At 67.2% G+C, this 12,929-nt stretch carries 15 protein-coding genes; 6 read left to right on the top strand and 9 right to left on the bottom strand.

The features are described from left to right. Nucleotides 1-2 precede the first annotated feature (2 nt). From OHB26_RS18010 to OHB26_RS17995, 4 genes are all read right to left on the bottom strand, one after another. Nucleotides 3-386, bottom strand: a complete 384-nt coding sequence (locus OHB26_RS18010; protein WP_330185308.1) for a type II toxin-antitoxin system VapC family toxin — start codon at nucleotides 384-386, stop codon at nucleotides 3-5. Then, nucleotides 373-618, bottom strand: a complete 246-nt coding sequence (locus tag OHB26_RS18005) for a type II toxin-antitoxin system Phd/YefM family antitoxin (RefSeq protein WP_330185307.1) — start codon at nucleotides 616-618, stop codon at nucleotides 373-375. Before OHB26_RS18005 ends, OHB26_RS18010 begins: the two co-directional genes overlap by 14 nt. A gap of 23 nt (nucleotides 619-641) precedes the next feature. After that, complete coding sequence (locus OHB26_RS18000; protein WP_330185306.1) at nucleotides 642-2,150, bottom strand: phytoene desaturase family protein; 1,509 nt, start codon at nucleotides 2,148-2,150, stop codon at nucleotides 642-644. A 165-nt stretch (nucleotides 2,151-2,315) separates the two neighbouring features. Beyond that, nucleotides 2,316-2,894 (bottom strand): TetR/AcrR family transcriptional regulator, encoded by a 579-nt coding sequence (locus tag OHB26_RS17995; protein ID WP_330185305.1) that lies wholly within the window; start codon nucleotides 2,892-2,894, stop codon nucleotides 2,316-2,318. Between the two features lie 91 nt (nucleotides 2,895-2,985). On the opposite strand from OHB26_RS17995, the gene OHB26_RS17990 reads away from it, so the two are divergent. Next, nucleotides 2,986-3,414: a DUF4267 domain-containing protein gene (locus OHB26_RS17990; RefSeq protein WP_330185304.1), complete on the top strand. Its 429-nt coding sequence runs from the start codon at nucleotides 2,986-2,988 to the stop codon at nucleotides 3,412-3,414. A 56-nt stretch (nucleotides 3,415-3,470) separates the two neighbouring features. Continuing rightward, a complete protein-coding gene (locus OHB26_RS17985; protein WP_330185303.1) occupies nucleotides 3,471-3,689 on the top strand; it encodes a DUF4287 domain-containing protein in 219 nt (72 codons plus the stop codon). Nucleotides 3,690-3,752: 63 nt separating this feature from the next. On the opposite strand, the gene OHB26_RS17980 is transcribed toward OHB26_RS17985, so the two are convergent. Genes OHB26_RS17980 through rfbD form a run of 3 tightly spaced genes read right to left on the bottom strand, consistent with a single transcriptional unit; the run spans nucleotide 3,753 to nucleotide 6,782 of the window. Next, on the bottom strand, nucleotides 3,753-4,844 hold the full coding sequence (locus OHB26_RS17980) for a sugar phosphate nucleotidyltransferase (protein ID WP_442943021.1): 1,092 nt from the start codon (nucleotides 4,842-4,844) through the stop codon (nucleotides 3,753-3,755). A 22-nt stretch (nucleotides 4,845-4,866) separates the two neighbouring features. Continuing rightward, entirely contained in the window at nucleotides 4,867-5,784 is a 918-nt protein-coding gene (locus tag OHB26_RS17975; protein WP_330185301.1) for a glycosyltransferase family 2 protein, read from the bottom strand. Nucleotides 5,785-5,795: 11 nt separating this feature from the next. Further along, complete coding sequence (gene rfbD, locus OHB26_RS17970; protein WP_330185688.1) at nucleotides 5,796-6,782, bottom strand: dTDP-4-dehydrorhamnose reductase; 987 nt, start codon at nucleotides 6,780-6,782, stop codon at nucleotides 5,796-5,798. Between the two features lie 300 nt (nucleotides 6,783-7,082). Between rfbD and OHB26_RS17965 the strand changes: the two genes are divergently transcribed. From OHB26_RS17965 to OHB26_RS17955, 3 genes are all read left to right on the top strand, one after another. Further along, nucleotides 7,083-8,507 (top strand): LCP family protein, encoded by a 1,425-nt coding sequence (locus OHB26_RS17965; protein WP_330185687.1) that lies wholly within the window; start codon nucleotides 7,083-7,085, stop codon nucleotides 8,505-8,507. Continuing rightward, a complete protein-coding gene (locus OHB26_RS17960) occupies nucleotides 8,495-9,211 on the top strand; it encodes a TIGR03089 family protein (protein WP_330185300.1) in 717 nt (238 codons plus the stop codon). Before OHB26_RS17965 ends, OHB26_RS17960 begins: the two co-directional genes overlap by 13 nt. Before the next feature lie 99 nt (nucleotides 9,212-9,310). Further along, nucleotides 9,311-10,606: a cytochrome P450 gene (locus OHB26_RS17955; RefSeq protein WP_330185686.1), complete on the top strand. Its 1,296-nt coding sequence runs from the start codon at nucleotides 9,311-9,313 to the stop codon at nucleotides 10,604-10,606. Here the strand turns inward: OHB26_RS17955 and OHB26_RS17950 are convergent, their stop codons facing one another. Next, on the bottom strand, nucleotides 10,607-12,166 hold the full coding sequence (locus tag OHB26_RS17950) for a carboxylesterase/lipase family protein (protein WP_330185299.1): 1,560 nt from the start codon (nucleotides 12,164-12,166) through the stop codon (nucleotides 10,607-10,609). Between the two features lie 149 nt (nucleotides 12,167-12,315). Here OHB26_RS17950 and OHB26_RS17945 point away from each other — a divergent pair, with 149 nt between their 5' ends. Further along, the gene (locus OHB26_RS17945; RefSeq protein ID WP_330185298.1) at nucleotides 12,316-12,543 is read left to right on the top strand and encodes an FmdB family zinc ribbon protein; all 228 of its coding nucleotides are present in this window, start codon (nucleotides 12,316-12,318) and stop codon (nucleotides 12,541-12,543) included. A 45-nt stretch (nucleotides 12,544-12,588) separates the two neighbouring features. Here OHB26_RS17945 and OHB26_RS17940 read toward each other — a convergent pair whose 3' ends face one another. After that, on the bottom strand, nucleotides 12,589-12,870 hold the full coding sequence (locus OHB26_RS17940; protein WP_330185297.1) for a SelT/SelW/SelH family protein: 282 nt from the start codon (nucleotides 12,868-12,870) through the stop codon (nucleotides 12,589-12,591). Between the last annotated feature and the right edge of the window lie 59 nt (nucleotides 12,871-12,929).

Here is a 12,929-nt window from a genome sequence, read left to right as displayed (position 1 = left end):
CACTACCTGGTGGAATCGACGATGAACCTGCGATTCAGGCCCAGCAGCACACCATCCGCGGTCAGCAACCGCAATCTCTCGGAGTACGCCTGCGCCACGATCAAACGGTCGAAGGGATCGTGGCGCACGAGTTCGGGAAAGTCACGGAGTCCCTCCGCGTGCTCGCCGGTGATGTCGAGCACAGCCAGTCCTTGATCAGTGATCGCTTCGGTGAATTGCGGCGGCAGCGTCAGTTTGCCGAGCATCGCCTTGATGGTGAGCTCCCAGATCGTCGCCGCGGAGACGTACACCTCGGTCGCGGACGAAATCATCGCACGAGCCTTGGCACCCAATCGTGGGTTGTCGTCCAGCAGCCACAACGCTGTCTGGCTGTCAAGCAGAAGCATCGGCATCATCCCCATAGAACATCCGCTGGATGTCGGGATCGATGCCGAAAGAACTGTCGTCGTAGGCTAGTTGCCCTTTGAGACCGCCGAAGGTCACCGGTGTACCACCGTGCGGAACCAGATCAGCGATCGGCTTTCCCGCCTTGGAAATCACGATGCGCTCCCCTTTCGCGACACGTTCAAGGAGCCGAGACAGATGCGTCTTGGCCTCGTGGATATTCACTGAGGTCATTCCCCCAGGATAAATGACTAAGTCTAGTCTAGTCCATGAGATCGAGGGTGCGATTCGGTTACAGCAAGTAGGTCGAGAGGGTCGGTGGCGATGCCGAATTCACGGCGGAGAGCGTGGCTGGCGGCGTGCAGGCCGTTCATCCCGTGCACACCGGGACCGGGCGGGGTGGCCGAGGAGCAGAAGTAGACGCCGGGCAGGGGCGTGCGGTAGGGATTCCAGCGCGGGACGGGGCGAAAGACGGTCTGACGGAAGGTCATCGCGCCCGCGGAGATATCGCCGCCGATGTAGTTGGCATTGTGGGCGGGCATGGTGGCGGCGGTGCGGACATGGGTGGCCAGGATCAGATCGCGGAAGCCGGGGGCGAAGCGCTCGACCTGGGCGGTGATCGCCTCGGTCATATCGCGGGTGGAGCCGTTGGGGACGTGGGCGTAGGTGTAGAAGGTGTGCTTGCCCGCGGGGGCGCGGGTGTCGTCGACGACACCGGGTTGGATAGCCAGGACGAACGGGTTTTCGGCGTGATCGCCCGCGGCGACGGACTTTTCGGCCGCTACCGCTTCGGCTCGACTGCCGACCAGGTGCAGGGTGCCCGCGCGTTCGCAACCGCGCGCCTGCCACGGGACCGGACCGGAGAGGGCGAAGTCGACCTTGCAGGCCGCGCCGCCATACTGGAATCTGTTCAGCGCCTTGGCATATCGGCCCGGCAACCGATCGGCGGCGATACGCTCGAGTTCGGCCGGGGCCAGATCCAGCAGAACCGCACGCGCGGAATCGAATTCGTCGATGGAGTCCACCCGGTGACCGGTGATGACGCGGCCGCCGTGGCGGCGCAGATCGGCGACGAGCGCATCGGTGATGGCCTGGCTGCCGCCGCGCGGCACCGGCCAGCCGCGCACATGCGCCAGGGTGCCCAGCAGCATGCTGACGCCCGCGCCCGGAAGGCTGCGCGGCGGCCGAATCGCATGCGCGGCAACACCTGTCAGCAGGGCGGGTGCGATATCCTCGCGAAATCGCAGATCCCACAGCCGGGTCGAGAGCTCCACCATGCGGCGCGCGGTCCGCAGTTCGATACCCGGATCGACACGCAGCAGTCCGGTCGGATCGATGGGCGGATGCCGCAGATCCGACATGATCAGCCCGACCAGGTCCTCCCATTTGCGCACCAGCGGGCCGAACAGCCGCCGCCAGGACGCGCCGTCGCGACCGAGCCCGTCGGCGGTGTGCTCCAGATCCCGCCATGCGAGTCCGGCCCGGCCGCCGTCGAGCGGATGCGCGTAGGACACCTGCGGCGTGAGCAGCTCCACGCCGTGCGCGCGCAGATCGAAGGCCCGGAAGAACGGGGAGGCCACCGCCATCGGATGCGCCCCCGCGCAGAGATCGTGCCGGAACCCGGGCAGCGTGACCTCCGCGGTACGACAGCCGCCCCCGATGGCATCGGCGGCCTCGTAGACCTCGACCCCGAGCCCCGCCCGAGCCAGGATCACCGCCGCCGCAAGCCCATTGGGCCCCGATCCGACCACCACCGCGTCAGCCATGCACACAGCCTATGCGCAGGCGCGAACTCCCCGCCGAAACCGTGATTCAAGGAACGCAAGCCGCAGCACCAGCCACAATCCCCCGTCATCCCGGCCCAACCCCAGCACTTCGTCCACTCGACGGGTTACTCCGTCCACTCGGCAGGGCAGGTCCGCCCCGGGTATTCAGGCGTCCCCAACCCATTGGGCGACAAGGATTTGCAGGCGCTCAGCACGAAAGTCGGGGCGCAGCCGCCCGCCTCGATCCAGGGTGGCCAGGCCGTGCAGGGCGGACCAGGCGACCTCGGTGAAGGTCTCCACATCGTGCGATCCGGCGAAGGGGGCGAAGGTCTGGAGCAACTCCACGAAGGAGTCCTTGAGCGCCTGCGGGGCCTCGGGGCCGAATTTCAGATCGGTGCGGAGCAGGAACAGAGCGTCGTAGAGGGCCGAGCTGTCCCGCGCGAAGGCCAGATAGCTCTCGGCGACGGCGGCCAGGGCGGCGACGGGATCGGGGGCCGATTCGCGGGCCGCGCGGGTGGCGACCGCCAGTTCGGCCGCGGCCTGTTCGGCGACCGCGGCGACAATGGCGTCCTTGCCCGCGAAGTGGCTGTACAGCACCGGCTGGCTGTATTCGATGGCATCGGCGAGGCGGCGAATGGTGACCGCGTCCCAGCCCTGGGTCTCGGCGAGTTCACGGGCGGTGTCGATGATGCGCTGATGACGATCGGCGCGTTCGCGTTCCTTGCGGGTTTGGATGGCGCTCATGAATGAACTCTAGCATCGCTAGACAAACTACCCATGCATCATCTAGCGTCATTCACATCAGTTAGCAGCGCTAGATTTTGGAGCAGAACTAATGACAATCTCCCGCATCGCCACCGCCCTCTCCGTCATCGGCGCGGCCTTCATCATCTACGTCGGCTTCGGCTTCCTGACCGACCCGGAGGCCGCCGCCAGCGGCTTCGGCATGCCCGCATGGCCGCACGGCGATGCCGCCGACTTCCTGAACGTCAAGGGCGACCGCGACGTCGTCATGGGCCTGCTCATCCTGGCCCTGCTCGCCTTCCGCCAGCGCTTCGCCCTCGGCATCACCATGCTGGTGATGGCACTCGCCCCCGTCAGCGACATGCTCATCGTCCTCGCCCACAACGGCTCCACCGCAGCCGCTTTCGGCATCCACGGCCTGACCGCCGCCCTGGTCGCCCTCACGGGTGTGCTGCTGCTCCGCGAGCCCCGCACCGCCACCATCGCCGCCTCGACTGTGAGCCCCGCCACTGTCCGATGAATTCCGAAAGCCCGAATAGTCTTTCCCTACAACCACGCACACAAAGGAGCGACACCATGGCGACCACCAAGCCGCACGGCCCGGCCTCGTACTTCCCCACCATCGAAGCCAAATACGGTCGCTCCGTGGACGACTGGTTCGCACTCCTCACCGAAACCGGCATCACCTCGCACAAGGACCTGGTCAACCACCTCAAGGCCGAGCACGAGATGGGGCACGGTCACGCCAGCGCGCTGGTCCAGTTCCATTTGAACCCCGGTAAGTGGGAGCGCTGACCCGCACCGGAAAGACGAAATCGGCCGCCCCGCAATGGGAGCGGCCGATTCGCGTTTCACCGTCTATACGTCGGTGGAGAAGCGGATGCCGCCGTCCGGGATATCGACCCCGGGCCACACCCGCGCACCGCGTAGTAGTTCACAGCGCGCACCGATGACCGCGCCATCGCCGATCACGCCGTCGCGCACCAGCGCGCGCGGACCGATGCGGGCACCGAAGCCCACGATCGAACGCTCGACGGTGGCACCGGCTTCGACACACGCGCCGTCGAAGAGGATCGCGCCGTCCAGGCGCGCGCCCGCACCGACCTCGGCGCCGCGGCCCACCACCGTACCGCCGATGAGCAGTGCCCCCGGAGCCACACCCGCACTGGGATGCACCAGGGATTCACCGCGCTGCCCCGGCAACGCCGGGGACGGGGCGATACCGCGCACGAGATCGGCCGAGCCTCGGACGAAGTCCTCGGGGGTGCCCATATCGCGCCAGTACGAGGTGTCGACATGCCCCTGGATATGCGCGCCCTCGGCGAGCAGGGACGGGAAGGTCTCGCGCTCCACCGAGACCGGGCGGCCCGCCGGAATCTTCTCGATGTACTCGCGGCGGAAGACATAGCAACCGGCATTGATCTGGTCGGTCGGCGGATCCTGGGTCTTCTCCAGGAACGCGGTCACCCGACCGGTCTCATCGGTGGGGACGCAACCGAAGGCCCGCGGATCGCCCACCCGGACCAGGTGCAGCGTCACATCGGCATTGCTGGCGTGATGCGTCTCGAGCACACCGTTGAGGTCGGTGCCGCCCAGCACATCGCCGTTGAACACCATGACGGTGTCGGCCCGCAGTTTCGGCAGCACATTGCGGATACCGCCGCCGGTGCCGAGCGCCTCCGATTCGAAGACGTACTCGAGCTCCAGCCCGAGTTCGGAGCCGTCACCGAAGTGTTCCTCGAATACCTCGGCCTTGTAGGAGGTGCCGAGCACCACGTGCGTGATGCCCGCATCGGCGATGCGGGCCAGCAGATGCTGCAGGAACGGCAGTCCGGCCGTGGGCAGCATCGGTTTCGGGGCGGACAGGGTCAGCGGACGCAGGCGGGTGCCCTGGCCTCCGACCAGGATCACCGCATCCGTGGACCCGGCAGCATTGCCGCTGTTCGCCATCATCTCCCCTGTTGTCGGGTTATCAGTGAGTCACGCCCGCCGACTCGGCCGCTGCCTTATCGCGTTCGCGCAGTGCGGATCGAACCGCAAGCCTGCAGCGGATCGCAAGTCCAGCCTTCAGCGCGACCCGGAGCGGAGCCTGCCACCAGTGCGGATGCCGATCTGCCTGGAAACGGTAGGCGCTGGCGTGATGCGCCGGGAGCATCGTCTCCGGGTGGCGTCCGGCGGCATGTCCCTTGGCGTGCGTGACCTCCGCGGACGGCACGAAGACATTGTGCCAGCCCGCCCGGCCCATGCGATCACCGAAGTCGACATCCTCCATGTACATGAAGTAGCGCGAGTCGAAACCCTCGATGGAGTCGAAGGCGGCGCGGCGCACCAGCAGGCAGGAGCCCGAAAGCCAGCCGACGGTGCGCTCGGAGATCTGCTCGTTCTCCTGGCGGTAGCGGCGGGTCCAGGGGTTACCCGCCCAGATGGTGCCGAGGATGGCGTGGCCGGCGCCATCGAGCAGGCCGGGGACCGAGCGCGCGGACGGGTAGAGGCTGCCGTCCGGTTCGAGCACCTTGGGGCCCAGGGCCCCGGCGCGCGGCCAGCGGCGGGCCGCGGCGAGCAGTTCGTCGATGGAGTCGGTATGCCAGCGAATGTCCGGGTTCACGATGACGATGAACTCGATCTCCGGATCGATCTCGGCGACCGCGCGATTGATGGCGCCGCCGTATCCGATATTGCCGCCGGTGCGTAGCAGTCGCACATGCGCGTTGGCATCGGCGATCAGCTCCGGCACACCGTCGGTGGAGCCGTTGTCGGCCAGAATGACCTGCGGCTTCTCACTGGTAGCGGTCGCTAGCGTGCTGATGAAGTGCTGCAGGTGCTCACCGGGCGAGTAGGTCACCGTGACGACGGCCAGCGTCGGCCGTTCAGCAGAATCCGAGGGGCTCACGGACGCCCAGCCTAGTCGGAGATGGCGGACAGCGCGTCGTTCAGTGCCGCTCGCCAATCTCGGAGCGGGGTGAGCCCGGCCGCGGCCCAGGATTTGCCCGAAAGGACCGAATATGCCGGGCGCGGAGCGGGTCTGGGGAAATCCGCGGTACCGCAGGGGAGTACACGGCTCGGATCAGCGCCGACACCTTCGAAGACGGCCTGCGCGAGTTCGAACCAACTGGCCTGTCCGGCATTGGTGGCGTGCAGAATTCGCGGAATCGAACCTTCCGTCATCCCGGCATGCTTGTGGCCGGGATCCATCGCGACCCACCGCTGCCCCGCGGGTGTGGATCCCGGCCAAGAACGCGCCGGGATGACGGGGGTGGTCGGCGCACCCAGACGCGCGGCCAGCTCCAGCAGCCCCGCGGCCAAATCCACTGCGTACGTCGGCGATCCGAGTTGGTCGGCGACCACGTTCACGGTCTCGCGCTCACCCTCGAGGCGACGCATGGTAGCCACGAAGTCGGTGCCCTGTCCGGTGTAGACCCAAGCGGTTCGAACTATTCGAGCGTTCGGGTCGAGATCCAGAACCGCCTGCTCCCCCGCGAGTTTCGAGCGTCCGTAGACGGTGGACGGACCGGTCGGATCGGTGGGCTCATAAGGATGAGAGGCATTGCCCGGGAAGACATAGTCGGTGGACACGGTCACCAGCCACGCCCCTACTTCGGCGCATACGGTCGCCAGTACCGCCGGTCCGGTGGCATTGACCGCGAACGCCGCCTCCACCTCGGATTCGGCGCGATCCACCGCGGTGTACGCCGCGCAGTTCAACACCACATCGCCCGGATTCACCACGGCGCGTACGGCATCGGCGTCGGTGATATCGAGTTCGGCACGCCCGTATCCCCGCGCACCGGGTGCGAGCGCCAGCAGCGCGCGGCCCAGCTGCCCGTGCGCGCCGGTCACCACGAGCCGCGCGGTGATTGGTGTCACGGCGGGAAAAGTCACGGCGGCCAGTCTGGCACGCCCGTCCGGCACCGCGCGCACCCGACTCCACCTGCGCGAACACTCCGTCGCGCGCGCGTACGCGCGCGAGACCGCACGACTCACGGAGCGTCGGCTACACGGACATGTCCGGCCGCGCGTCTAGCCTGCCTAGTGGGGGAATTCCATCGACGTCACCCGGAGTTCGGGTGTGGTCGGCCGAACACTGAGAGGAAGCCGAGGTTGTCGCAACCCACGAGGGCATCCGCGCCGCTATCGTCGCGCCGCCCACCGAGGTCGAGGTCGTGGGGCGGTCGGCACCGCGCGAATCCGCTGCGTGCGCTGTCCGCGGCGGCCGCGATACTGATCCTGGTGGTCACCGGCCTCGGCTGGCACAGCGTGGATCAGCTTGTCTCCAGCATCGAGCGGATCGGCAATCTCGGCCTGGGCGGGGGCCGCGACGGCGCGGTGGACATTCTCATGGTCGGCATCGACTCCCGGACGGACGCGCACGGCAATCCGCTCTCCGAGGATGAGCGGGCCATGCTGCACGCGGGTGACGAGGTCGGCCTCAATACCGACACCATCGTGCTCATCCGGGTGCCGAACAATGGCGAGTCGGCGACCGCCATCTCCATTCCACGGGACTCGTACGTGGATATCCCGGGTATGGGGATGGGCAAGATCAACTCGGCCTACGGCGCGACCAAACTGACCGAACAGCAGAAGCTGCTCGACAAGGGCGTGAGCTCGACCGATGCGGATAAACGCTCCACCCAGGCCGGACGGCAGGCGCTGATCAAATCCGTCGCGAGTCTGACCGGTATCACCGTGGACCATTACGCCGAGGTCGGTCTGCTCGGCTTCGTACTGCTCACCGATGCCGTCGGTGGCGTCGATGTCTGCCTGAACAATCCGGTGTACGAACCGATGTCGGGCGCGGATTTCCCCGCCGGATCCCAAAAGCTCAACGGCCCCGAGGCTTTGAGCTTCGTGCGCCAGCGCCATGAACTACCCCGTGGCGACCTGGATCGGATCGTGCGCCAGCAGGTGTACATGGCGCAGCTGGTGCATCAGGTGCTGAGCGCCAAGACGCTGACCAATCCGGGCCGTCTCAAAGAACTCAGTGATGCCGTCGGCCGCACCGTCGTCCTCGACGACGGCTGGGACGTGTTGTCATTCATGCACCAATTGCAGGATTTGTCCGGGGGCAAGGTGAAGTTCGAGACCATTCCGGTCAAGGACCTCAACGGCTGGACCGACGCGGGCGAATCGGTGGTCAAGGTCGATCCGGTCGCCGTACAGAAGTACGTCTCCAAAACCATCGGCGATGACGACGCACACGAGGAGACCGGCGGTGTCGACCCCTCCACCGTCACCGTGGACGTCTACAACGCCAGCGGCACCGGCGGTCTCGCCGGACAGGCGGCACAGGCGCTGACCGGCAAGGGATTCCGCACCGGCTCGGTGGACAATTGGATCGGCGGGCCGATCCAGAGCAGTCGGGTACTGGCGGCGAACAGTGGTGACGAGAAGGCGCGTGCCGTGGCCGCGGCGCTGGGCGGGCTGCCGGTGTTCTCGCAGAGCGGGATGCCGGAGGGCTCGATCCGGGTGGTACTGGCGAGTGACTACGCTGGTCCCGGTTCGGCGACGGGCAGCACTTCCGACTTCACCACCAGCAGTTCGAACACCATGACCCCGGTGCCGCCCGCTCCACCCATCGATGCCGGTAAGAACGGACCGAAATGCGTGAACTGAACGAGACCCTCACCGAAGCGGTGCTCGACCCCATCCTCGCCCGCGATCCGGCGGGCCCGCGCATCACCTATTACGACGACGCCACCGGGGCGCGCATCGAGCTATCGGCGCTCACCCTAGCCAACTGGGCGGCCAAGACCGCCAATATGATTCGCGACGAATTCGGACTCTCGGCCGGTTCCCGGGTCGCGGTGCTGCTGCCCGCGCACTGGCAGACCGCGGCGGTGCTGCTGGGCTGCTGGTGGGCCGGGGTCGAGGTGGTGCTGCACGCCGATCCCGATGCCGAGCTGGCACTGGTGACCGCCGATCGCATCGACGAGGCCGGTGATATTCCGGAGGTCGCCGCCTTGTCGCTGGACCCGATGGGTATGCCGGTGCGGGATCTGCCGGTCGGTGTCACCGATTACGCGACCGCCGTGCGGGTACACGGCGATCAGTTCCGCCCGAGCGGTATCGGCTGCGCCCTCGACGGCACCTCGGTCTCGGAGGTCTTCGAGGAGGCCCGCAAATCCGCTGCGCGCCAGGGCTTCACCGCCGAGGATCGGGTGCTCTCCACAACCTCGTGGGAAACACCGGCCGAATTGATCGATGGTCTGGTCGCGGTGCTCGCCTGCGGAGCGTCATTGGTGCAGGTCGCGAACCCCGACCCGGCCGCGCGGGAGCGACGCGTCAGCTCCGAGCGGGTTACCGCGCAGCGCTCCTGACTCCTGCCACGGGAGGATTTCCGATTCCCTCTTCGGGATGTTTTTCGCCACACCCGTTTTCCGTACGGTGGAGGCATCCGAGGATGGGAGTCAGCGATGATGAGCCCGCGATACTGGTTGAGGTGGCTGCTGGAACAGGGCACCCCCAGGTACGCATTGCGCATGCAGGCCCGGCGGGGTGATCCCTTCGCCCGGCTGGTCGGCAGTACCGAGGGATTGCGCGACCCCTACCCGTATATCGAGGAGCTGCGCGGTCGCGGGCGACTGTCCCGGGGTCCGGTCGGCTGGGCCACCGCCGACTATGAGCTGAGCCGGGCCATCCTGCGGGACAATCGATTCGGAATCTTCGGTGCGCACAATGTGCAGCTGCCCGCACCGCTGACCCGGCTCATCCACGCCGCACCGCTGCCGCCGAATCCGGTGGAGCCGCCGTCCATGCTCGTTGTCGATCCGCCCGAACACACCCGGCTGCGCAAATCGGTCTCGGCGGCGTTCACCCCGCGCGCCATCGGACGGCTGCGCGAGCGGATCGAATCGGTGACCGCGGAGCTGCTCGAGGCCCTGCCCGAGGACGGGTCCGCCGACCTCATCGAGGATTACGCGGCGCAGGTGCCGATCGCCATCATCGCCGAGATGCTGGGCTTCCCACAGGAATCGCGCGCGGAGTTCCTGGCGTGGGGTGATGCGGCGAGCCCACTGCTGGACTTCGGTATCGCGTGGCGCACCTGGCGGGCAGCGGCCACCGCCATGATGGATATGGACAGGTATCTCGACGAGCACATCGCGCGGCTGCGCCGCGAACCCGGCGACGATATTCTCAGCAGCCTGGTCACCGCGGGCGATCTGGACGATCGCGAGCTGAAGGCGACGGCCAGCCTGCTCATGGGCGCGGGCTTCGAGACCACGGTCAATCTCATCGGCAATGGCGTGGTGCAGTTGCTGGGCCATCCCGATCAGCTGGCGAAGCTGCGCGACGATCCGGAGCTGTGGTCACAGGCGGTCGAGGAGGTGCTGCGCTTCGACGCGCCCGTGCAGAACACGGCGCGAACGGCACTGTGCGATGCCGAGATCGGCGGGGTGTCACTGCACAAGGGCAGCGTGGTGGTGCTCTCGCTGGCGGGCGCCAATCGGGATCCGAAGATGTTCGAGCGGCCGGATCAGTTCGATGTCACGCGCACCAATGCCAAGGACCACCTGACCTTCTCCAGCGGTATCCACACCTGTCTGGGCGCGAGCCTGGCCCGGATGGAGGCCGGATACGCGCTGCGCGCGCTCTTCGACCGCTTCCCCGAGCTGTCGCTGGCGGGCACCCCGGTGCGGCGACCGCTGTACACCCTGCACGGCTACTCGAGCATGCCGGTGAATCTGGGCCGCCGCGCCACCGCGACGGTGTGATCAGTAGAAGCCGACGACCTGGTCGCCCCAGACCGAATTGCGGTCGCCGTCAGGGTCTTCCACGATCCTGTCGGCGGCATCGATCACCAGGGTCTTGCGCTCGGTGACGTTGTAGGGCGGCCAGTGTTTGGAGCCGTCGATGGCCGCCGGAACACCGTGTGCGGCGAAGGCGGTCCAGCGGCGCATCATGCGACCGGAAACCTCCTGCGCCACTTTGCGTCCGCCGAGCCAGAAGGTCGGATCGTGCTCGAAGGAGCCGAAATTGCCGAAGACATAGGGCAATTCGGTGGCATGCCCCGCACCGACCCGCGCCGCCTTGAGCATCGGCGTGGCATGGTCGAAGCGGTACATCCAGGTCGGCGAGTGCACCGAATGTGCCTCGGCCACCCAGTGCGCGGGCATCCGGAAGGCCGCATCGGTGGACAGGCCCAGCGCGCCGCGCGGGGTGGAAACCGTGTAGGCGGAGGCGATTTCGGCGATCCGCTCCGCCGACAATCCGGGATGTTCGGCCGCCACGCCCAGCAGCATGGCGTTCACCGCCTCCGGTGTGACCGGCATGATCGGCGACCGGAACAGCCGGAACATGGACGCCTCATCCTTATTGGTGCCGATGATCAACGGCACTCGATGCGAGCGGCCCTCCCGGAAGCGTTCGGTCGGATAGGCGGGCAGGAGATCGCCGTCCACCACCGGTACCGCGGCCAGGCGACCGGGCTCCTTGGTGGGTACCTCGTCGAAGAGAATGCCCGCGGCCGAGGCGATTCGCTCGATCGGCAATTCGAGGAGTTCACCGGCGCGGGATTCGGTCAGCTCCAGGATCTCCAGATAGCGCCGCGCCACGCCGGCCGTGCGCTCCGGTCCGAAAACCGTGGTGGCGGGCGGTGATTCGGCAATGGCGCGATGGAACAGTCCCGCCGAACGCGGTGAGGTGAGCAGGGCGGTCACACAGCCCGCACCGGAGGACTCACCGAAGATGGTGACATTGCCGGGATCGCCGCCGAAGGAGGCGATATTGTCGCGCACCCACTCCAGGGCGAAGATCTGATCGTGCAGGCCCAGATTCGGCACGAAGTCGGGGCCGAGGCTGGACAGGTCCAGGAAGCCGAGCGCGCCGAGTCGGTAATTCACCGTGACGACGATGAGCCCGCCGGTCTCGGCCAGCTTGCGGCCGTCGTAGATGGCCTGTGCGGCGGTGCCCAGGCAGTAGGCGCCGCCGTGCAGCCACACCATGACCGGCAGCGGTTCTTCGGTACGCACGGTGGGTGCCCACACATTGAGCCAGAGGCAGTCCTCACCCATCCGCAGTCCGGAGTCGACCGGGACGAATCCGGCGGCCTGCGGTGCGATCTCTCCGAAGGTGGCGCAATCGCGCACGCCGTCCCACTGTTGCGGGGGCTGTGGCGGCCGGAAACGATTGGGTCCGCCGGCACTGGCGGCATACGGAATTCCGCGCCAGACGGCGGTGGATCCCTCCCGTCGACCCCGGACCTGACCGTATTCGGTCCGTACCACCGGGTCGACATCCTCGTCCGGCAGTGTCTCGAAGACTCGAGTGCTCACAGCCCACCTCCTCGTACTCCGTAAATCGAGAGTACCGAGTGCATCGGAAACGACAGGCCGATCGTGACCCGCGCGCCGCCGACCGGGGCGCACGCCGATGAGTGGCGAGTACCTCCACTTCGGCCCGACGCCTCGCCTACGCTGGGCGCGTGCCGAGTTATGCGTACCGATGCCGCAGCTGCGGCGATACCTTCGAAATGTCCCGTCCGATGGCGGAGGCGTCCGATCCCGCCGACTGCCCGCGGGGGCATACGGACACCGTGAAACTGCTGACCACCTTCGGGACGGTCAGCCGCGGCGGGGCCGTACCCGCCGCCCCGCAGCTGCCCGCCATGCCGTCGGGCGGTGGCTGCTGCGGTGGCGGAGGCTGCTGCTGACGTCTCCCCGTCATCCCGGCATGCTTTTTGGCCGGGATCCACACCTCAGTCGGCGTCCTTCTTATCGGTGTGACCGAGTGAGCGCCCCGGCGCGACTCGGTCACGCACCTTCTGCTTGAGGACGGCGATATCGGGAAAACCGCCGTCCGCCTTGCGATCCCAGAGCTGCTCACCATCGACGGTGATGCGGAAGATCCCACCCTCGCCGGGCACCAGCGCCACCTCGGAGAGGTCGGTGGCGAAGGTGGTCAGCAACTCCTGAGCCATCCAGCTCGCACGCAGTAGCCAGCGGCACTGGGTGCAGTATTCGATCGCTACGCGGGACATATCGGGCACCCTACCGGTGTGTTCCGCCGCGCCGCGAGCGTGGTTCCACATTTGTTTAA

Origin of the sequence: Nocardia sp. NBC_01503 (assembly GCF_036327755.1) — a bacterium.
GTDB lineage: Bacteria > Actinomycetota > Actinomycetes > Mycobacteriales > Mycobacteriaceae > Nocardia.
This window is presented reverse-complemented; position numbering and strand designations above follow the sequence as displayed.